22 protein-coding genes are annotated in these 25,355 nt (G+C 64.4%); 2 read left to right on the forward strand and 20 right to left on the reverse strand.

Annotated elements, in window-relative coordinates; translation table 11 throughout:
• Positions 1–4 precede the first annotated feature (4 nt).
• The 17 genes from OX462_RS12345 to OX462_RS12425 form a co-directional block, all read right to left on the reverse strand.
• Positions 5–598: a hypothetical protein gene (locus OX462_RS12345; RefSeq protein ID WP_409028542.1), complete on the reverse strand. Its 594-nt coding sequence runs from the start codon at positions 596–598 to the stop codon at positions 5–7.
• Between the two features lie 85 nt (positions 599–683).
• Positions 684–1,277, reverse strand: a complete 594-nt coding sequence (locus tag OX462_RS12350; RefSeq protein WP_409028543.1) for a hypothetical protein — start codon at positions 1,275–1,277, stop codon at positions 684–686.
• Positions 1,278–1,361: 84 nt separating this feature from the next.
• Positions 1,362–1,958, reverse strand: coding sequence for a hypothetical protein (locus tag OX462_RS12355; protein WP_409028544.1), 597 nt, complete (start codon positions 1,956–1,958; stop codon positions 1,362–1,364).
• 86 nt (positions 1,959–2,044) lie between these two features.
• The gene (locus OX462_RS12360; protein WP_070218537.1) at positions 2,045–2,638 is read right to left on the reverse strand and encodes a hypothetical protein; all 594 of its coding nucleotides are present in this window, start codon (positions 2,636–2,638) and stop codon (positions 2,045–2,047) included.
• Complete coding sequence (locus OX462_RS12365) at positions 2,635–7,749, reverse strand: phospholipase effector Tle1 domain-containing protein (RefSeq protein WP_409028545.1); 5,115 nt, start codon at positions 7,747–7,749, stop codon at positions 2,635–2,637. The genes OX462_RS12360 and OX462_RS12365 overlap by 4 nt, the downstream gene beginning before the upstream one ends.
• Before the next feature lie 83 nt (positions 7,750–7,832).
• The gene (locus OX462_RS12370; RefSeq protein ID WP_409028546.1) at positions 7,833–9,098 is read right to left on the reverse strand and encodes a DUF192 domain-containing protein; all 1,266 of its coding nucleotides are present in this window, start codon (positions 9,096–9,098) and stop codon (positions 7,833–7,835) included.
• Positions 9,099–9,107: 9 nt separating this feature from the next.
• Positions 9,108–10,025, reverse strand: a complete 918-nt coding sequence (locus tag OX462_RS12375; RefSeq protein ID WP_070218534.1) for a type II secretion system F family protein — start codon at positions 10,023–10,025, stop codon at positions 9,108–9,110.
• An 8-nt stretch (positions 10,026–10,033) separates the two neighbouring features.
• On the reverse strand, positions 10,034–10,906 hold the full coding sequence (locus tag OX462_RS12380; RefSeq protein WP_409028547.1) for a type II secretion system F family protein: 873 nt from the start codon (positions 10,904–10,906) through the stop codon (positions 10,034–10,036).
• Positions 10,903–12,699 (reverse strand): TadA family conjugal transfer-associated ATPase, encoded by a 1,797-nt coding sequence (locus OX462_RS12385; protein ID WP_409028745.1) that lies wholly within the window; start codon positions 12,697–12,699, stop codon positions 10,903–10,905. Before OX462_RS12385 ends, OX462_RS12380 begins: the two co-directional genes overlap by 4 nt.
• Positions 12,700–12,707: 8 nt before the next feature.
• Positions 12,708–14,237, reverse strand: a complete 1,530-nt coding sequence (locus OX462_RS12390; RefSeq protein WP_409028548.1) for a type II and III secretion system protein family protein — start codon at positions 14,235–14,237, stop codon at positions 12,708–12,710.
• A 71-nt stretch (positions 14,238–14,308) separates the two neighbouring features.
• A complete protein-coding gene (gene cpaB / locus OX462_RS12395; RefSeq protein ID WP_409028549.1) occupies positions 14,309–15,244 on the reverse strand; it encodes a Flp pilus assembly protein CpaB in 936 nt (311 codons plus the stop codon).
• Positions 15,245–15,249: 5 nt separating this feature from the next.
• Positions 15,250–15,438, reverse strand: coding sequence for a Flp family type IVb pilin (locus OX462_RS12400; RefSeq protein WP_070291499.1), 189 nt, complete (start codon positions 15,436–15,438; stop codon positions 15,250–15,252).
• On the reverse strand, positions 15,435–16,082 hold the full coding sequence (locus tag OX462_RS12405; RefSeq protein WP_409028550.1) for a hypothetical protein: 648 nt from the start codon (positions 16,080–16,082) through the stop codon (positions 15,435–15,437). The genes OX462_RS12400 and OX462_RS12405 overlap by 4 nt, the downstream gene beginning before the upstream one ends.
• Positions 16,083–16,198: 116 nt before the next feature.
• Complete coding sequence (locus tag OX462_RS12410) at positions 16,199–17,020, reverse strand: hypothetical protein (protein WP_409028551.1); 822 nt, start codon at positions 17,018–17,020, stop codon at positions 16,199–16,201.
• A complete protein-coding gene (locus OX462_RS12415) occupies positions 17,017–17,919 on the reverse strand; it encodes a hypothetical protein (RefSeq protein ID WP_409028552.1) in 903 nt (300 codons plus the stop codon). The genes OX462_RS12410 and OX462_RS12415 overlap by 4 nt, the downstream gene beginning before the upstream one ends.
• The gene (locus OX462_RS12420; protein WP_409028553.1) at positions 17,916–19,331 is read right to left on the reverse strand and encodes a pilus assembly protein TadG-related protein; all 1,416 of its coding nucleotides are present in this window, start codon (positions 19,329–19,331) and stop codon (positions 17,916–17,918) included. The genes OX462_RS12415 and OX462_RS12420 overlap by 4 nt, the downstream gene beginning before the upstream one ends.
• A gap of 52 nt (positions 19,332–19,383) precedes the next feature.
• Positions 19,384–19,629, reverse strand: a complete 246-nt coding sequence (locus tag OX462_RS12425; protein ID WP_070218525.1) for a Flp family type IVb pilin — start codon at positions 19,627–19,629, stop codon at positions 19,384–19,386.
• Between the two features lie 256 nt (positions 19,630–19,885).
• Between OX462_RS12425 and OX462_RS12430 the strand changes: the two genes are divergently transcribed.
• Together OX462_RS12430 and OX462_RS12435 are read left to right on the forward strand one after the other, a co-directional pair.
• The gene (locus OX462_RS12430) at positions 19,886–20,122 is read left to right on the forward strand and encodes a hypothetical protein (protein WP_070218524.1); all 237 of its coding nucleotides are present in this window, start codon (positions 19,886–19,888) and stop codon (positions 20,120–20,122) included.
• 308 nt (positions 20,123–20,430) lie between these two features.
• Positions 20,431–22,662, forward strand: coding sequence for an NADP-dependent isocitrate dehydrogenase (locus OX462_RS12435; RefSeq protein WP_070218577.1), 2,232 nt, complete (start codon positions 20,431–20,433; stop codon positions 22,660–22,662).
• Positions 22,663–22,768: 106 nt separating this feature from the next.
• Here the strand turns inward: OX462_RS12435 and OX462_RS12440 are convergent, their stop codons facing one another.
• From OX462_RS12440 to OX462_RS12450, 3 genes are all read right to left on the reverse strand, one after another.
• Positions 22,769–23,212 (reverse strand): DUF411 domain-containing protein, encoded by a 444-nt coding sequence (locus tag OX462_RS12440; protein ID WP_070218523.1) that lies wholly within the window; start codon positions 23,210–23,212, stop codon positions 22,769–22,771.
• A gap of 68 nt (positions 23,213–23,280) precedes the next feature.
• Positions 23,281–23,661 (reverse strand): hypothetical protein, encoded by a 381-nt coding sequence (locus OX462_RS12445; RefSeq protein ID WP_409028554.1) that lies wholly within the window; start codon positions 23,659–23,661, stop codon positions 23,281–23,283.
• Between the two features lie 40 nt (positions 23,662–23,701).
• A complete protein-coding gene (locus OX462_RS12450; protein WP_409028555.1) occupies positions 23,702–25,042 on the reverse strand; it encodes a sensor domain-containing protein in 1,341 nt (446 codons plus the stop codon).
• Between the last annotated feature and the right edge of the window lie 313 nt (positions 25,043–25,355).

A 25,355-nucleotide genomic window follows, 5' to 3' on the forward strand; every position in this document is an offset into this window, starting at 1 on the left:
TTGGTCATGGCGCAAGCTCGTCGCCGCCTTCGCGCAGCATCTTGCAACAGCCTTGCAGCAGCCTCCAGCGAAACTTGATGCCCGTGTCGTACCAGATGAAATACACCCAGAGATCTTTGTCCGACAGCGCGTTGGGCGCTCTTTGCCTGTTCGATGCCAGTACTTCGTCGATGACGTCTTGCGGCACGCGTGACTGGACGGCGACGCGGGCACGTTTGTGCGGCAAAGTCCGGGTCAGCAAGTCCACACGGTCGTTCCATGCCTGTAGGGCGCTTGGCTCTGTTGGTGGAGGCGGTGCTGGATAGGGCCATTCGGTCCATTCGAACTCCACCCATTGCGGCAGTGCGCGGCCATCGGGAGCGGCGCCCATGGTTTTGCCGCCTGTCATCGGATTCTTGTCGGGACCAAGGGAGCCGGGGGTCGGAAAAAACGTGCTGTTCGCCGTTCTCGCACGTATAACGTAGACTTTTTTGCCTTGGATGCCGTTGCTGAAGGTTACGATCATGCCGGGGCCTTGCTGCGAGTGTGGTGCGGCACAGGCAGTGCAGAGGGCGATGGCCGCCAGGAAGCAGATCGTCTGAAGCAGATATTTTTGCATGATGGCGCCTTGCAGGAAGTGTTGAAGGTGGGGGGGGACGGCCACGGCGGGCGCGCCGGCCGGTGCTGGTTGCCTGGCGCTTTGATCATGGCGCAAGCTCGTCGCCGCCTTCGCGCAGCATCTTGCAACAGCCTTGCAGCAGCCTCCAGCGAAACTTGATGCCCGTGTCGTACCAGATGAAATACACCCAGAGATCCTTGTCCGACAGCGCGTTGGGCGCTCTTTGCCTATTTGACGCCAGCACTTCGTCAATGACGTCTTGCGGCACGCGCGACCGGACGGCGACGCGGGCTGTCTGGATGGGCAGCGCGCGGGACATGGCATGCACGCCGTCGCTCCATGCCTGCAGTGCTACCGGCTCGGCAGGCATGTCCGGGTAGGGATAGGGCCATTCCTTCCATTCGAACTCCACCCATTGCGGCAGTGCGCGGCCATCGGGCGCGGCACCCATGGTCTTGCCGCCAGTCATGGGATTCTTGTCGGGTCCCAGGGAGCCAGGGGTCGGAAAAAATATGCTGTTCGCGGTTCGCGCACGCAGCACGTCGACCTTCTTGCCTTTGATGCCGTTGCTGAACGTTACGATCATGCCGGGGCCTTGCTGCGAGTGTGGTGCGGCACAGGCAGTGCAGAGGGCGATGGCCGCCAGGAAGCAAATTGCCTGGAGCAGATATGTTTTCATGATGGCGCCTTGCAGGAAGCGTTGAAGGTGGGGGTGACGGCCACGGCGGGCGCGCCGGCCGGTGCTGGTTGCCTGGGGCTTTGGTCATGGCGCAAGCTCGTCGCCGCCTTCGCGCAGCATCTTGCAACAGCCTTGCAGCAGCCTCCAGCGAAACTTGATGCCCGTGTCGTACCAGATGAAATACACCCAGAGATCCTTGTCCGACAGCGCGTTGGGCGCTCTTTGCCTGTTTGATACCAGCACTTCGTCGATGACGTCTTGCGGCACGCGCGACCGGACGGCGACACGGGCCGTCTGGATGGGCAGTGAGCGGGACATGGCGTGCACGCCGTCACTCCATGCCTGCAGTGCTACCGGCTCGGCAGGCATGTCCGGGTAGGGATAGGGCCATACCTTCCATTCGAACTCCACCCATTGCGGCAGCTCGCGGCCGTCCGGCGCGGCGCCCATGGTGGCGCCGCCATCTTTCATGGGGTTCTTGGCGGGACCTAGTGAACCAGGGGTCGGAAAAAATACGCTGTTCGCCGTTCGTGCGCGCAGCACGTCGACCTTCTTGCCTTTGATGCCGTTGCTGAAGGTCACGATCATGCCGGGGCCGTCCTGCGACCGTGTTACAGAGCAGGCAGTGCAGAGGGCGATGGCCGCCAGGAAGCAAATTGCCTGGAGCAGATATGTTTTCATGATGGCGCCTTGCAGGAAGCGTTGAAGGTGGGGGGGGGACGGCCACGGCGGGCGCGCCGGCCGGTGCTGGTTGCCTGGGGTTTTGGTCATGGCGCAAGCTCGTCGCCGCCTTCGCGCAACAAGCCACAGCAGCTGCTTTTCAGTTTCCAGCGGAGTTTGATGCCCGTCTCGTACCAGATGAAATACACCCACAGCATCTTGTCCGGCAGCGCCCGCGGCGCTCTTTGCCTGTTCGACGCCAGTACTTCGTCGATGACGTCTTGCGGCACGCGTGACTGGACGGCGACGCGGGCCGTCTGGATGGGCAGCGAGCGGGACATGGCATGCACGCCGTCACTCCAGACTTGCCGCGCTACAGGATCAGAAGGCCTGTCCGGGTAGGGATAGGGCCATACCTGCCATTCGAACTCCACCCAATGCGGCAGTTCGCGGCCATCCGGCGCGGCACCCATGGTCTTGCCGCCAGTCATGGGATTCTTGTCGGGTCCCAGGGAGCCAGGGGTCGGAAAAAATACGCCGTTCGCCGTTCGCGCACGCAGCACGTCGACCTCTTTTCCTTTGATGCCGTTGCTGAAGGTCACGATCATGCCGGGGCCTTGCTGCGAGTGTGGTGCGGCACAGGCAGTGCAGAGGGCGATGGCCGCCAGGAAGCAAACTGCCTGGAGCAGATATGTTTTCATGATGGTGCCTTACAGGAAGCGTTGACGATGGGGCCGGTGGTGATGCTTAAGCCATAACTGGCCAGCCAGAGCTTGTATTTGTTCATGTCCACCAGCCCGATATCGGGATTGGCCATCGTGCCGCACTTGTAAGCATCGGGAAAAAAATTGATGAAATCGTTGGTGTCCGAGGTTCGCTTGCCATCGAAGACCGCGTCCGTCTGCGATACTTCCTTGCCGTTTTCATAGCCGACGTATCTGGTGACGGTAATGTCGTCGCTGTTGAACCTGTTGCCGCTCCGGTCATGCAAGATGGGATTAGTGATAATGTCCCATCCATTTTTTTCTAGTTTTTTTTCGCTTATGGCGATTCCCTGTCCCTTCGCCTGTTCAACCATCCACATCAGCGCCACATCGGACAGGTCGCCGGTGCCGAAGCCGCCGCCGATGTCGGAATGGCTGCCAATGAACGCCTTTTCGAGGCGGTTCGCCGAACTGGTCTGGCCGGGTCTGTCCATGATGGAGCGCAGATCGAAGTCATCCCCTCCGCCCCGGTGTTCGTTCAGCGCCACGGCGTGCACCGCGTATTTGACGGCGGCCGGTACTGAAAAGAAGTATTGTTTTTCATCTTCATGGAGTATGCCGAGATGCGGCACGGTATCCCACAGGCCTTCAAAGCGCAGATTCAGGCAGCGGCTCTTGCCATCGATGACATAGGCGCCGTTATTTTTCTTAAGGTTGTCGGCAACGACATTGAGAAAAAAGCGTGCCTCTGCTGCACCTCGGCTAAAACCCACCACGTCAATATCCAGGAGACCAGTGTTCGCGCTTTCTTTGATGTAGTCGTTGAGAAAGGTAAGCCCCAGGCTCACGCGCTGGTCGAAGCCTTCGCCCGTAATGGCGCTGCCGGCGTAGGGCATATCCGGGTTGGTGGTGCCGATGCCGGTGATATAAAAAGCCTTTCCATTTTTGATCTGGTCATAGACCTCGTAGAACTTCAGCACATTGGAAATCGAACTGTCCGGCTTCGGATGTTCGCTATTGCCCGTGCCATCAAACGCAAACAGGATCAGCCCGTTCGGATCGACATACTTGAGCGGATTGCCCGCGACATAGGCATAGCTGTTGGCGCCGGCGCGCAGGCCCAGCGGGTCGGGCGTCAGGTAACGGCCCTGGGCCGGGTCGTAATAGCGCTGGTCGTTGTAGTACAAGCCCGTTTCCTGGTCGGCATACTGGCCCGGCAGGCGCAGCTTGAGCTGGAAGGCGTACTGGGTGTTTGTTTTTCTTAACTTGCCAAATGGCGCATATGCGGCTTGCCACACGGGCTTGCCATGGGCGTCGGTAGCCAGCTCGGGCGCCCCCAGATGGTTGTTGTGCAGGAAGGCGATGCTCTCGCCGTGACTGAACCAGGCTTGCCAGATGGCCGAGATGTCGGCCATGGCTTGCGCCAGCGGCCCACGCTGTTCCCGTAATTCGGCGGCGGCGTCGGCCGCCGTGTCGATCAGCGCCAGCGGCTGGCCGGCAAGATAGATGTATTGCCGGCTGACCTTGCCGTCGGCATCGACTTCCGCCAGCAGCTTTCTGTCGTCGTCGTACAGATAATAAGTACGCATCCCGCGCACTTCCTTGGCCATGCGCAGCCCGCGATGGTTGTAGCGGTAGCGCGCCAGCAGGTCCAGGCCCTGATGCACTGCCAGCAGCCGGCCCAGCGCATCCCATGCATAGCGGCGCTGGCCGATGCGCTGCGGCTGGCCGGCCGCGTCGTAGCGGGCGTCTTTCGTATCGCTGGCGCGGACGGTGTTGCGCCGCAGTTCATCCTGGCTGGCGATCTCTTCCTGGCTGATAAGGCGGTTGCCGCCGCTGTCGTAGTGGTAGCGGTCGAAGCTTGCCGCCGTTGACGGGGCCAGGGAGGCCGTTGCCGCTGCAATCAGGCGGTCGTGGGCATCGTAGGCGTAGCTGCTGGCAGCGTCCCTGTCCTTCGTATACAGCAAGTTGCCCTGCACGTCCCACAGGTAGCGGTGATCGAGCAGGGCGGCCAGATCGGGTGGCAGGCCCAACGCGCCAGCCTGAGCGGCGTGCTGCGCATTTTCGGCTGGCAGCGCGGATTCCGGCGCGGCCACGGCCTGGCCGATGCCCAGCACGGCTTGCAACGCCAAGACGGCTTGCTGCCCGGATTGGTCCCCCCGCGCGTTGCGGTAGACGATGCGCGCCAGCGCCCCTTCCTTGCTGCGCTGGTAAAGGGCCTCGATGCCGTTGCCATAGGTGTAGCGCTTGAGTCCCATCACGTCGCGCTCCAGGTCCTTGACGATGCTTGTCCCTGGCAGCAGCCAGCGCAGCCAGGGACTGTGGACGAGCTGGCGCTCAAGCGCGACTACTTGCTGCTGGCCGTTGCGCCGGTATTCGAGCAGGCTGCCGTCCGGCAAGCTGATGCCGCTCAGCTGCCCCAGGCTGTCGTAGCGGTAACGGGTGTGATAGCTGGCCTGCCTGCCGCCGTGGAGCGTGATGATGACGGTCTTGACGGACAGGCGCCCATGCGCGTCATGGCTGTAGCGCTCGGATTGTAGCGGGTGATCGATGGCGACCAAGTGTGCGCCCGCGTAGCGCCACGTGGTGACGGTCTGGCGCTGGCCGGCCGGAGCGCCGACATCGGTGATGACCTGGCGCACGATGCGCCCGGCGCCATCGTAGGCATAGCTGGCCTGGTTACCCATGGCGTCGGTGCCCGCTATCAGCCTGCCGGCGGCGTCGAATTGCCGGCGTGTCATGCCGCTGTCGGGGCTGATGGTGGCGATGACCTGGCCGAAATCATCGCGCAGATAGCGGGTAGTGGCGCCGCTTGGCGCTGTCACGGCCGTGGGCTGGCCGTCGATATCGCGTTCGAAGCGGGTTTCCGTGTTTTGTCCCAATGCCTCCGGCGTGTTCGCCCACTGCGTCACGCCGACGATATTGCCCATGGCGTCATGGCGCAAACGCGTGACGCGCCCCAGCGCATCGGCCACCGTATCAGGCAGGCCGCGTGCGTTCCACCTGATCGTCGAGCGCGCGCCATTCGCATCGGTCATGGCCAGCAGATGGCCCAACGGGTCGTAGCGGTAGCCAAGGGTTTGCTTGATGGTACTCGATTGCGTGGTGGTGTCGAGCAGGCGGTTTTCCGTGTCGTAGCGATGGCGCGTCACGATGCCCAGGTGTGAGGCGTTCCAGATGCGGCGGCCGGCGGCGTCGTACCCCAGGCGGGCAAGCGACTGCTGGCCTGCCTGGTCGCTGTATGCGATTTCGAACGGATTACCCAGGCCGTCGTAACGCGCCGCATACGTCGCGCCGTCGCGCGTCTGGCGCATTAACTGGCCGCGCGGCGTGTAGGCGTACTGCGTGATCTGACCGAGCGCATCGGAGATGGTGGCGATGCGGCCGGCGCCGTCATAGGTGAACGCGCGCTTGAGATTGCCAGGCGCGATGATGGCGGTCAGGGGGACGTCGTTTGTTCCATGTTCGTCATACCGCGCCAGCTTGCCCGCGTCGCTCTTGTCCGCCGGCTGGCCATATTCAAACACGGTGACGTCGGAGTCCGACGGCGTGCCCGTCTTGCCGTTGGGCAGGGGGCCGTCGATACGGGTCAGCAGGCTGTGGCCGGCGATGATGGCGTACTGGTAACTGGTGGTGCGCGCGATGGCGGTCGTTGCCTGCTGGCCGTCGTGGCCTGGCACCCATCCCGTCTGCGTCACGCGCAGGACCTGGCCCATGGCGTTGTAATCGATGCGCGTTTGCCGCTCCTTGCCCGGCACGACGCTGGGGCGGGCGATCAGCGTGGGCGCGGGATCGTCGCCCGCGTATTCCAGGCGTAGCCGCCATTGCGCGGCGCCCCGCTTGCCGTGCTGGTATGTCACGCTGCCGGCGCGGACGGTGCGGCCCAGCGGATCCAGTTCGCGCCAGTTGGCACTGACGGGCTCGCCCTTGTCGTCCAGGCGGGTCGTTTCCAGCAGTTGCCCCAGCTTGTCGTAGGCGTAGCGCACATTGCTTTCGCCGCAGCTGGCGCAGCCGGCGCCGCGTACTTCCAGCAGGCGCTGCTGGCCCCCGACGATGGCGTGGCGGTAGACGGTGCGCTGGCCCAGGCTGTTGGTGAGCACGGTTTTTCCCCCCTCGCTGGTATCGAGCGTGACCTTGCCGACATTGCCGGCATGCGTGCTGAGGTTGGCGCGGCCGTTGCTGTCGTAGCCGAAGGTGGCGTAGCGCGTGGCCACGGGCGGGCCGCCGGCGCTGCCGGTTTCGATGCTGATGCCCGTCAGCAGCCAGGGCAGGCGCGGGTCTTCGTGGTGGTAGCGGCGGCTGACAGCGGGCTGCGCCTTGTCGCCCGCCGGCAAGTGCACGCGCAGCAGGTTGGCCAGCAGGATGCGCCGCTCGAAGGACAGTGCTCCCGGTGGCGGCGCGCCGCCGTAGTCGTAGGAAAAGCGTCCCACGGGGCTGTCGATGTGTTGCACGCCGCGAAATTGCGTGCCGGCCCTGGCGCCTGCCGAGGTGGGCGCCAGGTAGCGCAGGTGCAGGCTGCGGCCTTGCGGGTCGGTCACTTGCACCAGCAGATGTTTGTCGTCATACAGCAGCCTGAGCATTTCGCCCGTGGCGGCCGTGATGCTGTCGAGCTTGCCCAAGGTATTGAAATGCAGGCGGCGCCCGTCGGGCAGGGTCCAGGTGTAGTCGCTGGCGCCGTTGGCCTGGGGCGCCAGCGTCAGGCGGCCGTGGGCCGGCAGCGCCGTGCTGCACAGGTCCGGATGCCGTCGATCGCGGTCAAAGATGACGCGGGCGCCGTCGGCCTGCAGTATCTGGATGCGGCCATCCTTGTCGATCAGTTCGGTTTCATACGACAGTTTCCATTCGCGTCCCATGGGACCGTTGGGGCTGCCTGGCTTGCTGTAGGCGCTGTTGTAGTGACGTACGATTTCCACTCCCAGCACGCCGGGCAGGGCGGGCAAGTCTTCCTCGCGCTGGTATTTATTGCCGGTGATGACGTTGATGGGATTGCCCGCGCCCGCATCGGGACCGCCGCTGCCGCCCACGCCGGCGACGGCGCCGCTGCAGGGGGACGGGGGGCCGCCCGGTTCGGGGCCGCAGGCGCGCGCGGGCAAGGTAAAAGATAGCATGCAGGATAACAAGAACCAGGCCGGCAGGCTGATACTGCGGGGACGCAGACGATGAATATATAGAGATGGCAACATGGTTTACCTCAGCTCGGTTCGCAGCAGACGATGGAGCACGGTTCCGGCACGCAATGCCGCGGGTCCGTGAACGGGTTGCAAGGGGGCGGCGTCACGGGCGGATCGGTGCAACTGAGGTTGTCGCACGCGGGCGGCGGCAGGTCTGTGACGGGCGGGTTGCCGGGGTTGACGGGCGCTCCGCCGTTGCCCGGCCCCGGCGTGGAAACGGGGCTGTTGCCCTCGATGGCGTCGGACTGCATGTGTACGGTGACGTGCGTGACCACGGGTATGCGGCCGCTGGCCAGCAGTTTGGTATGAAAGGCGTCCGTGTGCGGGTCCAGCCATTTCAGGTAGGTGGCATACAGGTTCTTGACCAGGGGAACTTTTGGCAGGTAGCCATGCGTGATGCGCAGCTTGATGAGGTTGGCGTCCTGGATGGTTTGGCCGGAAGTGGCGCCCACTTTCTGCTCCTTCAGGCTCTGGCCGCTGTACGGGATGACGCGGCGGTTGCCCGTATGCAGCGCGATTTGCCTGTGCACGTCGTTCCAGTCATCAAAACTTTGCCGGGTCGGGTTGAGCAGCTCGATGCTGGCGTTACCGGTGCCGTTGGCGCCGAGGTCTGCGTTCGCTTTGGCCAGCGAAGCGGCGAGCTGGGCTGGCGTCTGGCCGCCGCCGTACAGGGGGATCAGCGCGCGCGTGTACGCCGCGTAGGCGCTGCTGACGCTGGCATGGGCGACGGCCCCTTCGCGCGCGGCCATGAAGGCCGCGTAGTTGATTTCTGTCCTGGCAAAAAACAACATGCCGTATTGCAGGATCGACAGCCCGAGCAGGGTGATGATGGGGCCGACCACGGTGAATTCGATCATCGCCGAGCCGCGCTGGGTCTTGTCCCGCTTGCCGGCCACCGTTGCGGGCGGTGGCTTCAGCCGTGGATGCTGCAGGCGGTCGCCAGGGCGAATACGCAGGGCCGCGATGGCGCCGGCGGCCAGTTCCAGCGTGTGCGCCGTGCGCGGCGCACGCCAGCCGAGGCCGCCGAAGCTGGCGCGCCACGGGCGCAGGCCGGCGGCGCAGCGGGTGACGACGCCGTGGCGGTCCAGGTAGACCACGTCGATGGGATAGCGCATGCAGGCCGCATGCACGCTGGTGCAGTGCGTGATCAGCAAGCCTTGCGCACCATGCAGCGGGGCGGCCAGCATCAGGCCGCGCAGGCGCGTGAGAAAGCTGTCCGCCAGGCGCAGGTCCAGCGCGTGCGCACCGCTGGCCGTGTGCAGGATGCTGGAATGGCGTGTCGGCATGGCGGCTCCTTATAGGCCCGACTGCATGAATTGCACGACGATGGGAAAGAACAGGACGATGAAGGTGCAGGGAAAGATGAAGGCGATGAGGGGAAACAGCAGCTTGACGGGCGCTTCCATGGCCAGTTTTTCGGCGCGCAGAAAGCGCTCGGAGCGCCGCTGATCCGCTTGTGCCCGCAGCACGGGTCCCAGGTTCATGCCCATGCGTTCAGCCTGGATCAGCGCCGTGACGAAATTGGTCACGGCCGGTTCCTGCACCCGTTCGCTCATGGCGCGCAGCGCGTCGGCACGCGCCTTGCCGCTACGCACATCGCGCAGCACGCGCTTGATTTCGTCGCACAGCGCGCCTTTCGGCCCTTTCAGCGCCGCCTGTTGCAGCGCGCCCTGCAGATTGAGTCCCGCCTCCACGCACAGGGTGATGAGGTCGAGGTAAAAGGGCAGGGACTTGTTCAGCGCGCTCCTGCGCAGCGCCATGCGGTCGCGCAGCCAGATACCCGGGTAGCACCAGCCGGATCCGGCGCCGGCAAGCCCTGCCTGCCAGTAGCGGGCGGCGCCGACGCCGCTGCGGCTGCCCTGGCCCAGCGAATCGAGCACCCAGCACGAAAAGGCGGCGACGATCAGCGCGCACAGCAGCCGCGCCGCGACGAATTGCGAGGGGCTGAGACTGTAGTCCAGGCCCGCCTTGCGCAAGCGCACGGGCAGCGAGGCCGTGGGCGCCCTGGCAATGAAAGGGCGCAGCGCATGGCCGCCCCAGTGGATGGGCCACCACAGCAGGCGGAAGGCGAGGGGCGGCGCGTCCTTGTAGCTGCGGTCCTCGGCCGGGATGGCGGCCACCGTCCTGGCCAGCAAAGTCGCCAGCAGTGCCATGGCCAGGCCGGACAGCATGGCCAGGGCAGTGATGGTGAGTTCGATGCGGGTGGGAGACATGGCGGCGCCTAGACATCGATGGCGACGATGCGCCGGATGACGTGGATGCCCAGCACTTCCAGGGTGGCGATGACGGCCAGCGCCCCCCAGCCCATGCGCGTGTGCCACAGCTGGTCCATCGCCTGCGGCTCCATGTGGTCGAGCACGAGCATCAGGGTGACGGGCAAGAGGCCGACTATCCACGCCTGCAACTTGCCCTGCGACGTCAGCGCGCGGATCTTGCCTTCGATGTGCAATCGGTTGCGCACCGTGCTGGCCGTGCGTTCGAGCATTTCCGCCAGCCCGCCGCCCGTTTCCGTGGCGATGCGCATGGCCGACACCACGAGGATCGTGGTCTGGGTGGGAATGCGCCGCACCAGGCCGTTCAAGCTTTGCTCCAGGGTCACGCCCAGGCGCTGCTCGCGCAGCAGCAGGGTAAATTCCTGGCCCAGCGGCGCCTGCGCCTCGAGGACCAGCTGCGACATCGCCAGGTTCAGGCTCAGGCCCGCGCGCAGGGCACCGGCCAGCATCATCAGCGCGTCCGGCAACTGCTCTTCGAACTTGCGCAGGCGCCGCCGGCGCAGCCAGGCATACACGGCGCGCGGCAGCAGGGCCAGGCCGAGGAAGGCCAGGGCGGCCACCAGCATGCTGCCGCTGGCCAGCCCGGCGATGATGGCGCCCAGGGTTATGGTGGCCGCGTGGGCCAGGAAGATGCGCGCGGGATCGACGAACAGGAAGAATTCGCGCACCTGGAAACGCGTGCGTTCCGTGAAGTGGGCGCGGTAGCGCAGCATGGTGGCGATACCGATATCGATCACCAGCCAGGCGAGGATGGCCGCCGCCAGGGCGGCGATGGCGGTGATGAACAGCAGCATGTGGGCGGCGTTCATGGCGCTGTTCATGTCGCCTCCCGCTGGCGGAAGATCGTCGTGTCGAGCGGCTGGCCCTGGCTGCGCAAGGCCTCGTAAAAGCCCGGCAGCAGGTCGCAGCCGCTGAAATAGCCGCGTACGGTAGCGCCTTCGCCTTCGCCTTGGCTTTCGCCAGCGCCGCCGTAGCCGAGGTGGACGAAACGGAACAGTTCCTGCATCTGGAACTTGCCGCTTTCCATGCCCGTGATTTCCGTGATGCTGCTGACCAGGCGCGTTCCGCAGGCAAAGCGCGTCTGCTGCACGATCAGGTGGATGGCGGAGGCGACCTGGTCGCGGATGGCGGACAGGGGCAATTCCATACCGGCCATCAAGACCATGGTTTCCAGGCGCGCCAGGGCGTCGCGCGGGCTGTTGGCGTGCAGGGTGGTCAGCGAACCGTCGTGGCCCGTGTTCATCGCCTGCAGCATGTCGAGCGCCTCGCCGCCCCGGCATTCGCCGACGACGATGCGGTCGGGGCGCATGCGCAGGGTGTTGCGCACCAGTTCGCGGATGGAAACGGCGCCCTTGCCCTCGACATTGGCGGGGCGCGCCTCCAGGCTGACCCAGTGTTCATGGTGCAGTTGCAGCTCGGCCGCGTCTTCCACCGTGATGATGCGCTCGCCCGCGGGAATGAAGTTGGACAGGATGTTGAGCAAGGTCGTCTTGCCGGAACCGGTGCCGCCCGAGACGACGATATTCTTGCGCGCCGCCACGCACACTTGCAGGAAAGCGGCCATGTCGGCGCTGAGGGCGCCCAATTGCACGAGATTGTCCGCCGTCATCTTGTATCTGGCGAACTTGCGGATCGTCAATGCCGGGCCTTTCAATGCCAGGGGCGCGATGATGGCATTGACGCGCGAGCCATCCTTCAGGCGCGCGTCGACCATGGGAGAGGATTCATCGATGCGCCTGCCCAGCGGCGCGACGATACGCTCGATGACGCCCAGCACGGCCCGTTCGCTGGTAAACGTCAGCGGATGCCTTTCCAGCTTGCCGTCGCGCTCGATATAAATCCGGTCGAACTGGTTGACCATGATTTCCGTGACGCCTGCATCGTCGAGCAATTCCTCCAGCGGTCCCAGGCCCACGGCTTCGTCGAGCACTTGCCTGGCCAGCAGTTCATAGTCGAGTTCCTCGGGGATCTCGGCCCGCTGCGCCCGCATGATGTCGTGGATGTAGCGCCGCGCTTCCGCGCGCAATTGCTCATCGCTCATTTTCGATACGTCGTGGCGGCGCAAATCCATGGTTTCGAGCAAGATCGCATGCAGGCGCTGACGCCATTCGAATTCCAGCTGCTGGCGTGCCTGCGGCGCCAGGATGATGGCAAAGTCCTCTTCCGGCGCGGCGCCGTCGCCCGCTTGCCGCTGCATGTGCTGCTGCATTTTTTCCGCCGCCAGGCGCGAGGCGTGGATTTCCGCCGTGGCGCGCTGGTTGCGCGTGGCGGCGCTGCTCGAGCGCGAGTGGAAAGCGGCCGCCTGCACGGGCCGTGCCGTGCCGGCCAGTTCCTGCACCTGCAGCTTGTAGGGGCCGATGGCGATCACGTCGCCCGGCGCCAGCGGGCCATGCTGGCTGCGGATGCGCACGCCGTTGACGCTGGTGCCCGCATAAGAGCCCATGTCTTCCAGCAAAACGCCGGAAGGCGTCCTGAGCAGGCGCGCGTGTTCCTTGCCGATGCGCCAGCTGTCGAGCCAGATGTCGTTGCTGGTCTTGCTGCCGACCATGCAATCGTCGGGCACGCTCATTTGCCTGGCGCTGCCGTCGGGGTGGAGGATGTCGACCTGGAACATGATGGCCTTCATTGCGCCGGCACGGACGGCGGCGCCTGGTTGAAGCGGGCCGCATCCGCGCCGGGCTGCAAGGCGTCGCTGAGGTGGGGCGGCTGGCCCAGCTGCTGCTCCAGCCGTTGCGTGGCGCTGCGTACCCGGTCCGCCAGGCCGGCGCTGCGGCTGTCGACGATGCTGGGCGTGACGAATACCACCAGCTCCGTTTCCTTGTTCTGGTAGCGCTTCGAGCGGAACAGAGTGCCCAGGATGGGGATGTCGCCCAGCAGGGGCACTTTGTCGACGTCGCTGCTGCTATTGCGTTGCAGCAGTCCGGCAAGGACGATGGTTTCGCCCTGCCGCACATTGAACTCCGTACGCGTGCGCCGCGTCAGCAGGGCCGGGCCGCTGCTGGTGGACAGCGAGGCGTCGATGGAACTGACTTCCGACTCGATGACGGCGCGGATGACGCCATTGCTGCCCACCTTGGGTTCGATGTCGAGCTTGATGCCGTAGGGCTTGAACTGTACCGTCACGCCGTTGACGGAGGCGACGGAATACGGAATCTCGCCGCCGGCCAGGAAGCTGGCCTTGTAGCCGCTGCGCGTCGACAATTGGGGCTCGGCAAGGATGCTGGCAGTGCCGTTTTGTTGTAGTGCAAGTAACTGCGCGTTCAGCCCCAGGTTGATGGCGCTGAGGATGGTGAGGTTCGAGGGCAGGGGCACGAAACCGCCGTTGCCGCCATTCGGCACGGTGATCGGCGGCGCATTGGCCTCGCCCGTGCGCACGTTGATCGCATAGCGGCCCGCATCGCCGCGGCTGGACGGCGCCCAGATGCCGCCGATGGCCGCGCCGCCCGTGGCGCTCCATTTCAGGCCCAGCTCGCGCAGTTCCGTGCGGGGGAACTCGACCACCTTGACGTCCATCATGACCATCTGTTCCCAGCCGATGGGGCTGGTGAAATTGACGATTTGCGGATAGCGCCTGGCCAGTTCCGCCACCTTGTCGCGGTCCGCGTCGGACAATTCATCGCCTTCGACGACGACCTTGTCGCCCACCACGCTGGCCTTCGCTTTCGGGATGGCCGACAAAAAGCTGGCGATATCGCGCGCATAGCGGCGCATGTCGAGCGGCAGCACCGTGACTTTTACGCGCTGGTAGCGGCCATCCTGGTGCCAGACGAACAACGAGGAGTTGCCGGCGCCGTTGGCGAAAATGATGACATCCCTGTCGTCGAGCGCGTTGGCGGTGATGACCTGGCCATTGCCCACGGCAATGCGCGCCACGCCCGGCGTGGGGAAGACGCGTGATTCGCCCAGGTACAGCTCCAGTTCGGGCTCCGATTCGGCATCGTCCTGTTTGGCGATGGGCTGGTAGCGCGCTGCCGCGCTGCTGGTATTGGCGGTCTTTGGCATGCTGCCGGCCCTGGCTGCGAGCGGCGCCTTGCCTTCGATCACGCCCTGGGACGCCGTTTGGGCGCGGGCGCAGGCCGGTGCCGCCAGGCTCGCGCCCAGCACGAGCGTTACGCAAAGGGCTGACAGCAGGGTGAGGAAGTAGCGTTTCATGGGACTGTGTCCATACAAAGGGCGTGCGGTGGCTTGCGCGCTGGCGCAAGGCAGGCTGTCGCCGGTACGCCTCAGGGCGGCGCGGCGGCAGCGTTGATGAGCGGAATGGGCGGTGGGGCGGCCACTGGCGCTGGCGGCATCGCCACTGGCGGATCGGTACCGCTGCGATGCCCCTGCAGGCGCAGGGCGTCGGGCGGCGCCGGCATGCCGCTGCCGCCATACAGCACGGGGATGCCGCGCCGCTGCGGCAGGGGAAGGCTATCCGGCCGGGTGTCGAACAGCAACGACAGGTCATAGTCTTGCTGGCCAGGCGCGGCCTTGTCCGCCGGATTGCGCAGCAAGGCCGTCAGCTTGCCGCTTTCGCGCGCGATGATGAGGTTACGCGCTTGCGCGGGCGTGGTGTCGAGGGTGACGGTGGCAAATTGCGCGGCCTCGCCGTTTTTCGCGTCATCCACCGAGCGCTGGCCCGTGGCCATGACTTGCATGCTTTGCAACAGCGGCAGCACGACCTTCCTGCCGTTCTGGTCGATGGTCAGCATCAGGTCGATCAGGTCGCCTGGTTCCAGCATGCCGGAGATCGAATTGATTTCATCGACCACCACCGTGATGGCGCGCCGCCCCGCCGCCAGGCGCGCGGAAAAGGTGGGCACGCGCTTGCCCGCCATCTGGCTCCACATGATCATTTCGCCCGCCTTGACGGGAAACGCGATGGCGTTGCCGGCGATGCGCTCGAAATCGCCCGGCTGCACGGCGCCCGAGTGGGCATATTCGACGGGAATCTTGCGCACGGCCGCGTTGTCGTTCGACAAGATCGTGTTTTGCGCCAGATCCGTCTTGGCGACGACGACGCTGAGCGTCTGATGCACATTGCGCGCCTCGATTTCGGCCACCCGGGAGCTGAGGAAGCTGCGCGTGGCGACGGCGGCGAGCAGGCCGATGGCGAGTGCGGCGCCCAGTACCACCCAGGTCTTGTTGATCTTCGAAAACGGGGGAAAGGAAATTTTCATGATGCTCAGCCGGGCAGGGAAATGGCGTAGCTGAAGTCCTGGTACACGGACTTGAAGGCGGCCAGCAGTTGCCTGAGCACGCTGGTCTCGCCGCTCATGCCCACGCCCAGGGCGATGGCCAGCGCGGCGCAGACGATGGCGTACTCGACGCTGGATTGGCCCTCTTGCGGCCGGCGGCGGAAGCGGGGCCTCATCTGGCGGACTCCAGGCGCGTGATGGTGTTCAGGGCGATGGCCGTGTGGCCCTGGCTGTCGCGGTAAATCACCGCGAGCGCTTCACTGGCGGAGGTCTTGAAAAACAGCGAGGTGGCGCCGCCGGGCGCACTGGCAGCCGAGTCCGCACGCTCGAGCGTGTAGCCTTGCGCTTCGAGGGCGCGCCGCAAGTGACGGACATTGCTCTCGACGCCCATGGCGTTGCTGACAGTGAGCAACTCGGCGCGGCGCGGGCCATCCACCGAACGCGTTTGCGTCAGCAAGCGCGAGCCGGCAGGAAAGCGCGACAGCAGCCTGTCCGTGGCGCTATCGTGCGGCCCCGGCGCGGCGCCCAGGTGGCTGACGGCAAGCAGGCCGCGCGTACCGCTTCCCGCTGGCTGCAGCTGCACCGTGGCGTAAAATTCGCCCAGCGCCCGTCCCAGCACCAGCGTACCGTCCCGCGTGTGTTCCGCCAGCGGTTGTCCCAGGCTGGCGCGGAACAGCGCCGCCACCTGGACCGGCGTCCTGGCCGACAGCACGCCGCGCATGTGCAGCGGCAGGCCATTGACGCGCATCTCGCCACCCGTGGCAAAGGTTTCAATGCCGGCGGGAACAGCGATCACGGGCCAGGCTGTCGGCGCCGACACAGCGGCACCGCAGGGCAGCAACAGCGCCAGTGCCGCGCCTGATAGACGCCGAAGATATTGTTTTGCTGTCATTTCTGCAATCTCCCCTGATGCGGATAAGCTGGATGGCGCAATGCCTACCTGAGTCGGTCGGGCGGCACGACATCGCGCCAGAAGTCGAGCTGCCCCAGCTTCGGACCTTGGATGTGCCCCATTTCCACCAGGGTCACGCTGGCATTGACCACGCCCGCCGCATCGCGCAGCGCCGTGGCGGGAACCAGCAGCTTGCTGTCGAGACGGGACTGCACCTGGGCCGGTCCCCCGGCTGCCCAGCCATCGATGGCGACGCTCGTATGGCGGTGGATGGCCAGCTCGAGGCTGTCAAACGGCTGATAGGCGACGATGCCTGACGGCAACCTGGCCAGGCGCACGCTGACGTTGCCCCGGTAAATGCCGCGGCTTGGCAAGCCCAGTTCGTCGGCGGTGTGCAGGCCTGCGGAGGTGCCCGGCAAGCCGTTGAAAGGTGCGCCGTCGCTGGCGGGCGTGAAAGCGCCGGCATGGCTGGCCGCGTTGCCGGGGCCAAAACTGACGGCCACGTCGCTGTCGAAGTCCGCGATCAGGGCGATGCCGGCAGGCCCGCGCCAGAACAGGTTCTGGTGCGCGAGAAAATTACCGGCCGTATCGCCCGTCTTGATGGGGGCGTCCGCATTGCTGAAAAAGCGCCGGCGCACTTCGCCGGCCAGGGCTGCCGGCGGCTTCCAGGCACTCTGCGCATCGTTGTGCGTGATCGCCTCGAAGGTGACGTAGCGGCTGGCCATGCCGGCCTGCGTGGCGATGTCCTGGTATTTGGCGATCAGGGGCAGCAGCAGGTACAGCGGCAACAGGGCGGCGGCGAGCACGAGAAACTCCGTCAGCGCCTGCCCGCGGTCGTGCCTGGGGCGAAAGCTGTGCCGTTTCATGGCCGGTTCTCCGGGCGCGTGATGCGAAAGCCGCCCTCGAGGTAGGGCGCGAAAACGGCGTTCGGCACCAGGGTGTCGAGCATGGCCTGCGTGGCGCGCAGCTCGATGCCGTTGGACGAGCTCATTTCCAAGGTCATGCCGGACATGCCTGCTTCGCCGATGGCGTCCAGCGAGGAAAAGGAGCCGCCGCGCGACACGCAGTTCTTGCCTTCCGGGTCGAGCGGATTGGGCCGGACCTCGCATTCCAGGCCGAGGATGACCTTGCGTTCGCCCATGTCCGCCTGCGGGTGCGCTTGCATGGCGGCAGCGAATGCGGCCATGGCCGGGCTGCCGGCCGCCAGGCGCACGATGTCGGCCTTTTGCGCCGCCGTCATCGGCGGCTGGCGGCGCGGCGGCGCGGCGCGCGCCTGCCCCGTGGCATCGCAATGACCGTGCGCCGTCTTTGCCAGCAAATCGACTTCGCAGGTCCCCAGGCTCGATGACAGGCTGGCCTTGCTGGTACGCGCTTCCATCAGACTGCAATCGCGCGGATCGATGGCATAGGACAGGCCGGCGGCGTACACGATGCTGCGGTTGACGGCAGCATAGGTGTCCAGACGCATGCTGATGACATGTTCGGGCCAGGCGTGTGGCGGCTTCGAGGCGATGCCCCGTTCGCTGTTGCGCTGGACGCAAGCCTGTACTTCCGCGTGCAGGCGGGCCAGGCCGGCCGCGTCGCCGGGCTTGCCGTTCAGGTAGCCGCGCGCGCTGACCAGGTGCACCTTGACGGTGGCGTCGCGCGCCGCCAGCGCTTCGTGGACCATGGGCATTTGACGCACGGCATCTTCGGCCTGCGTGCTGGCCCTGGCCGGCAGCAGGATGCAAAGCAGGAGCAACAAGGACAGGCCAAACGGCTTCATCGCGCGCCTCCCATTGCTGTGGCGGCCGCCAGATCGGCCGCCGAGGTCGGCACGAGGCGCACTTGCCAATAAGGGTTGAACAGGCTGGCCAATTCCGTCATGCCATCGTCGCGCCCGCTTGGCCGTTCGAAATACACTTGCGCGGAGGACACTGCCGCCAGTACGTCGTGGGACGGCTTGCCGTCGATGAGGGCCAGGCGGCCGCCCGGCTTGATGCCGGAGCTGCCATCGGATGTCCTGAGCTGGTCTTTCGCCCGCGTCAGGCGGATGGCGAAGGTCAGGCGCGGCTGCGGGTCCGTCGACGCGTAGGCCAGGGCCGGCACGGCGATGTCGTAAAAGGTGGGCAAACCGCTGTAATGCCAGTCGCTGCTGCTGGCCAGGGCGCTGGCGCGGGGATTGCCAGGGCGCGACTGGCCGTAAGCGGCGCCGCTGTCGTCGGGCGTGCCGTGGGCCGCCGCCTGCGTGCCGTAGCCGAGCGGCATTTCATCGTCGTCGCAGGTGGGCAGGCGAAACAGGCCGTGCGTATGCCAGGACCAGTGGTGCAGCGACGCCGTGTCCATGGCTTTCCACTCGTCGAAGTCGACGAGCTCCGTACCGCCGCGCCGGCGGAACTCCGCCTTGTTGCCCAACAGGCAAGGCAGGTGATTGGCCGAGGTCCAGGAGCGCTGCCGGACGAAGGCATCGCGCTGGGCGGCCGCGAGCGCCGCCTGCTTGAAGCGGCCCCGTTCGGCGCCCGCATACGCGCGGATGAAGCTGCTTCCCTCGAACTGCGTGAACGTATCGGTGATGGGCATGCTGTCGACATGTACGCTGCCGTCGCCCGCATAGTTGGCGTCGGCCACCTGCTGCATCAGCGTTTTACGGGCAGGCAGGATGGTGGCCGCCATGTTCGCCTGCGCGCCCTGCAGGACGGCCTTGGCCGCTTCGGAGGCCAGCACGCTGGCCTGCGCTGCTTGCTGCGCCACCTGGTCGACGGCTTGCGCGGTATTCCTGGCGGTAGGCAAGCTGAGCAGGTAGCAGACGGGGATGTAATCGATCAGCAGCAGCGCCGCCGGCACGGAGTAATAGCTGCGGCAGTTGAGGGGCGTGACGTTTTCCGTATGTTTGACGACATGGGCGGACCACGCGGCGATGCTGACGGCTTGCGCGATCATGACCTCGTTGGCCATCAGCGCGCGGTTGGTGTAGGCGTCGAAATTGAGGGCGCGCGCCTGCATGACAGCGGCGCTGTAGGCGACGGCGTCGGCCGTATTGACGAGCTTGGTTTTTTCCGCCGTGAGCTGGCCCGTATTGAAAACGAAGAGCAGGGCGGCCAGGCCGCCCATGAGAACGACGATGCCATAGATGAGCGCCTGGCCTTGCTGGCGGCGTTGCGCGAAGGGGGGCAGGCGGACTGCCTGTAGCGGTGTCATGATGATGTGGATGAGGCGCTCATTGGCTCGGGGGCTCGCTGGCGGCGGCAGCCTAGTCCTGCTTGCCGGTGGTGGCCTGGTCGCCGTACGTGGACAGGCTGTTCTTCGCCGTGTCCTTGGCGGCGGTCTCGGCCTTGGTGGCGGCCCCGCCGGCCTTGGCGATGGCGGCTGTGCCGTTCTTGCCCGACACCTCCATGGCGATGCCGGCCGTCTGGTTGCGTATGGTGGCGCCGAACAATTGATATACGCCGATGGCGGCGACGGCGATCAGGGCCACGATGACGATGTATTCCGTCATGCCCTGTCCCAATTGTTGCCGTATTGACTTGATTTTCCGCATAGCAGGTTTCATTTGAAATACCTTTCAGTTGAGAAAAGACAAACAATGGATGAATAAAAGAAGCAAGCACGCTCATCGTATGGCTGTTTTAATAAGCTGGCTTAATCGACATCAAGCCGACTGAGGATTTACGGGGAAGTGGGGCGGGATGGGCAGGCGTGCGCTGATAAAACAACAGACAATATTGCCAACTGAACGATGCACAGGAGGCGCCATGTCGGACATTATCGAACTGTTGCAATGGCCCGCCATGGCCGCTTCGCTGCTGGCGGCCTGGCTGGTGGGCTCGCGCATGGCCGCGCGGCGCCTTGCCGGGTTCTGGGTTTTCCTGTTCAGCAACGTGCTGTGGGTGTGCTGGGGCTGGCAAGACGAAGCCTGGGCCTTGATCGTGCTGAACGTTTGCCTGGCGCTGACGAATGTGCGCGGCATCGTCAAGAACGAGGGACCGTGACGTCGCTTCCACTTGGATATTGTCAATATGGAATGTTTTTTCGAGGCGGCATACATGCCGTGCCGCCGCCCCGCATCCATTTCAAGGCGGAAAATGGCCATTCTGGCCCGGTAGTTCCGGATATTTGCTGTCTTATATAAGATTCGTCGCCATCGGATACACAAACAGCGGCAGGACAGTCTAAAATACGCGGTGGGCAAGCACGGCGTCACCGCCGGCACACTAGCCGTCCAAAGCAAGGCTAACCGTCCTGTGTTTGGAATGAAGAAAGTTAACCACCAGGCATCACCGCATACAAGGGAATGAACATGGCAACACAAAAATCCAAAATCATCTACACGCTGACTGACGAGGCGCCGCTGCTCGCGACGTATTCCCTGCTGCCGATTATCAAAAAATTCACCGCGCCGGCTGGCGTGGACGTGGTGTCCAGCGATATTTCGGTGGCGGCACGTGTACTGGCTGAATTTCCCGAATTCCTGACGGACGCGCAAAAAGTCCCGAATACCCTGGCTGAACTGGGCAAATTGACCCAGAATCCGGACACCAACATCATCAAGCTGCCGAACATCAGCGCCTCGCAAGGCCAGTTGATCGCTTGCGTGCGCGAACTGCAAGGCCGTGGCTACAAGCTGCCCGACTATCCGGAAGATGCGAAGACCGAAGAAGAAAAAGCCTTGAAGGCCCGCTACGGCAAATGCATCGGCAGCTCGGTCAACCCGGTCCTGCGTGAAGGCAATTCCGACCGCCGCGCACCGAAAGCCGTCAAAGAGTATGCGCGCAAGCACCCGCACTCGATGGGCGAGTGGAGCCAGTCGTCGCAAACCCACGTCTCGCACATGCACCATGGCGACTTCTACCACGGCGAAAAATCGCTGACCCTGGAAAAAGCGCGCGATGTCAAGATGGAACTGGTCACAGCCTCGGGCAAGACCATCGTGCTGAAACCGAAGGTTTCGCTGCAAGCGGGCGAGATCATCGACAGCATGTTCATGAGCAAGAAAGCACTGCTGGAGTTCTACGAGAAGGAAATCGACGACGCCTTCAAGACGGGCGTGATGTTCTCGCTGCACGTCAAGGCCACCATGATGAAGGTCTCGCACCCGATCGTCTTCGGCCACTGCGTGCGTATCTTCTACAAGGACGCGTTTGCCAAGCACGCCGAACTGTTCGACAAGCTGGGCGTGAATGTCAACAATGGCATGAGCAACCTGTACGACAAGATCGACACGTTGCCAGCGTCGCAAAAGGATGAAATCCTCAAGGACCTGCACGCCTGCCACGCGCATCGTCCGGAACTGGCCATGGTCGATTCGGCCAAGGGCATCACCAACTTCCATTCGCCGAACGACATCATCGTCGACGCGTCGATGCCGGCCATGATCCGTATCGGCGGCAAGATGTGGGGTGCCGACGGCCGTCCGAAAGACGTCAAGGCAGTCATGCCGGAATCGACTTTCGCACGCATCTACCAGGAAATGATCGGCTTCTGCAAATGGCATGGCAACTTCGATCCGAAGACCATGGGCACCGTGCCGAACGTAGGCCTGATGGCGCAGCAAGCGGAAGAATACGGTTCGCACGACAAGACGTTTGAAGTGCCTGAAGGCGGCACCGCCAACATCACCGACCTGGAAACGGGCGAAGTGCTGCTGACGCAAACGGTGGAAGAGGGCGATATCTGGCGCATGTGCCAGGTCAAGGACGCCCCGATCCGCGACTGGGTCAAGCTGGCCGTCACGCGCGCGCGCAACTCGGGCATGCCTGCCGTGTTCTGGCTCGATTCCTACCGTCCGCACGAGAACGAAGTCATCAAGAAGGTACAGGTTTACCTGAAGGAGCACGACACCAAGGGTCTGGACATCCAGATCATGTCGCAGACGCGCGCCATGCGCTACACGCTGGAACGCGCCTTCCGCGGCCTGGACACCATCTCGGTGACCGGCAACATCCTGCGCGACTACCTGACCGATCTGTTCCCGATCCTGGAACTGGGCACGTCCGCCAAGATGCTGTCGATCGTGCCATTGATGGCCGGTGGCGGCATGTACGAAACGGGCGCCGGCGGTTCGGCACCGAAACACGTCAAGCAGCTGGTGGAAGAAAACCATCTGCGCTGGGATTCGCTGGGCGAGTTCCTGGCGCTGGCCGTGTCGCTGGAAGACATGGGCATCAAGACGGGCAATGCGAAGGCCAAGATCCTGGCGAAAACCCTCGATGAAGCCACCGGAAAATTGCTGGACAACAACAAGTCGCCATCGCCACGCACGGGCGAGCTGGACAACCGCGGCAGCCATTTCTACCTGGCCATGTACTGGGCGCAAGCCCTGGCAGCGCAGAAGGACGATGCGGAACTGGCAGCGCATTTTGCGCCAGTGGCAAAAGCCCTGGCAGACAACGAAGAAAAGATCGTTGCCGAGCTGAAAGCAGTCCAAGGCAAGGAAACGGATATCGGCGGCTACTACCTGCCGGATCCCGCGAAGACGGAAGCGGTCATGCGTCCTAGCGCCAGCCTGAATGCCGTGCTCGACACTATCTGATGCAGTCCTGACAGGCAGTAAGTTCTTTACTGCCTGACAAAAAACGCCGCCGGAAGCGATTCCGGCGGCGTTTTTCATTTTCCCTGCATCTTACTGGCCCTGCATCTTACTGGTAGTGCTTGTAAACACTGGTGCTGCCATTGCTCTTGACCAGCAAGACGTCGTATGCATCCTTGCGCGGCCCTTCCATGCCTGGAGAACCCATCGGCATTGCCGGCACGGCCAGGCCTTTCGCCTTGGGTTTTTCGCGCAGCAGCTGCTTGATGTCGCTGGCCGGCACATGGCCTTCGATGGCGTAGCCGTTGACGAGGCCCGTGTGGCAGGAGCCGAGCGCGTCGGGAATGCCGGCCAGCTTGCGGTATTGCGCCGGCATCTCGACGTTTTTCGCGCGCACCGTGAAACCGTTCGCTTCCAGGTGCTTGATCCATTCGGAACAGCAGCCGCACGAGGCGCTCTTGTAGACTTCAATGACGGGCAGGGCCGCCATGGCGAACGTGGGCAAGCCCAGCATGGCGGCGAAGGCGCCGCGCAGTATGTAATGTTTGATCATGTGTCGCTTTCAGACGGAATAGGGCTATCGTGGCCACCGCAGTGGCCTGCTTGGGACGAGCTTGGAATTTAAGCGGAAAGCGGCCGCGGGGGCCGGCGCGGGCCGTCGGGAATGAATCCCGGCAGCAAGGTATCCGTTGCAGCGGCGACGCGTTGCGCACCCGTGCCGGCGGCGGCAGGCAGGGAGAGGCCGGGCGGCATCAGTGCGCCCAGGCAAAAGAGGGAACAGGCGCCGCACGCGGCATGCTTGGCAGGGGTCTTGTTTTCTTTCGGCGTGCCGGCGCTGTCCGTGATGGCGGATGACTGCACGGCGTGATGCTGGCAAGCCCCTGCCATCGCGGCGGCAGGCGATGCCGCAAGCGGCGCGCACGCCCGCATGGCGCCCGCCGCCTGCAGCGGCACCGCCGCGATCAGCAGCAGGATCAGCCATGTTTTGAAGAGTCTTAGCATTGCCGGAAAGTATAGCATGCGGGTACTGTCGCCAGGCAGGCTAGCGCGAGGCGGCGGCAAGCATCTTCGATGCATACATGGCCCGGTCCGCATGGCGCAACAGCAGTTGCATGGTATCGCCGTCTTCCGGATAGTGGGCCACGCCGATGCTGACGGTGATCCGCAATTGCTGTCCGTTGCCCAGGTGCAGCGGCGCGGCCAGGGCCGCGTGGATCTTTTGCTCGATCAGGCTGACATCGGCCGGTGTGACATTGCTTTCCAGGAGCACGACGAATTCATCGCCGCCCATCCTGGCCAAGGTGTCGGTTTCGCGCATGCAATCGCGCAGGCGGTTCGCCACCGTTTGCAGCAGCAGGTCGCCACAGGCATGGCCGTGGTCATCGTTGACGCGTTTGAAGTTGTTCAAGTCCAGGAACAGCAGCGACAGCCGGCCTTCCTGGCGGTGTGCGCGGGCGAACGCCGTGTGCAGGCGGTCGTGGAACAGGCGGCGGTTCGGCAAACGGGTCAGTTCATCGTGCATGGCCATGAACTGCATTTGCGTCTGCAACTGCCGGCGCTCGATGGCGGTCGCTAGTTGCTTTGCGACAAATTGCAGCAAATCCTGGTCTTGCGCCGTGCCGATGACGGCATCCTGGCCGCCTTGCAAGGCCAGCGCGCCGATGCTGCCCAGCGAGGAATACAGGGGCACGGCAAGCCAGCACGAGGACAGGGCGCCAGCCGCCGTTTGCAGCGCCGGCGGCAGGCCGGCCAGTTGTCCCGCCTGCAGCAGCAAGGGGCGGCCGCTGCGCAGGACTTCGTCGCACAGCAGGCTGGCCAGGGACGGCGTCGGCTGCGGCCCGCTGTCGCCGGCATGGCAGGTCATCAAAGGCTGTGCGCCGTGTTCGTCCTGCAGCAGCAAGGTCAGGCTGCGCGCAGGCAAGTGCTCGCCGATGATGTGCTGTATGCGGTACAGCAAGGCGGGCAAATCCTGCGTCGCCTGCATGGCTTCGGAAATGGCGTACAGCGCTGCCTGCTTTGCCTGCGCCTGTTTCAGCAAGGTGATGTCGCGCGCCACGGCCACGCGCAGCTGGTCGGCGGCGGACCAGCGGGCCGACCACATGATGTGGGCCAGGCTGCCATCCTTGCGCAGGTAGCGGTTTTCAAAGTGCGTCTGCGCATGCCCATCCATGATGGCGCGCGCGGCCGCCAGGGTGCGGGCGCGGTCGGCGGGGGCGACCATGTCGAGCATGAGCTTGCCGATCATTTCCTGCTGCGTGTAGCCGAAGATGCGTTCGCAAGCGGCGCTGACGAACACGAAGCGCCCGTCCACGTCAACCATGCACACGGCATCAAGCAGCAAATCGGTGAAACTGGCGACCGGCGCGCTAATCATATGTTTCATATGCCCACCATTCTAGTGGACATTGCCGATCGATATTGAAATTGTTGTTTTTAGAAAACAAAGAGCATTGATCATGGTTTGTCGGGCCGGCAGCGGCGGCATGCTGATGCTTGTCGTTGCGGGGAAGGTATCCGGTCAAAAAGTCGCATTCAGACGCAGGAGCGCAGCCTGGGGCAGGCGATGGCCAGGCGCTTACAACACCTGACAAAACCGTAGCGAGCGGAAGGAAGTTGTGGTTGAGAAGCGCAACTGTACGAAGTACGGGGCCGCCGAGGCAGTGAGCATCGCAGACCGCAAATTACGACGCGCAGTA

Origin of the sequence: Janthinobacterium aestuarii (assembly GCF_046113285.1) — a bacterium.
Classification (GTDB): domain Bacteria; phylum Pseudomonadota; class Gammaproteobacteria; order Burkholderiales; family Burkholderiaceae_D; genus Janthinobacterium.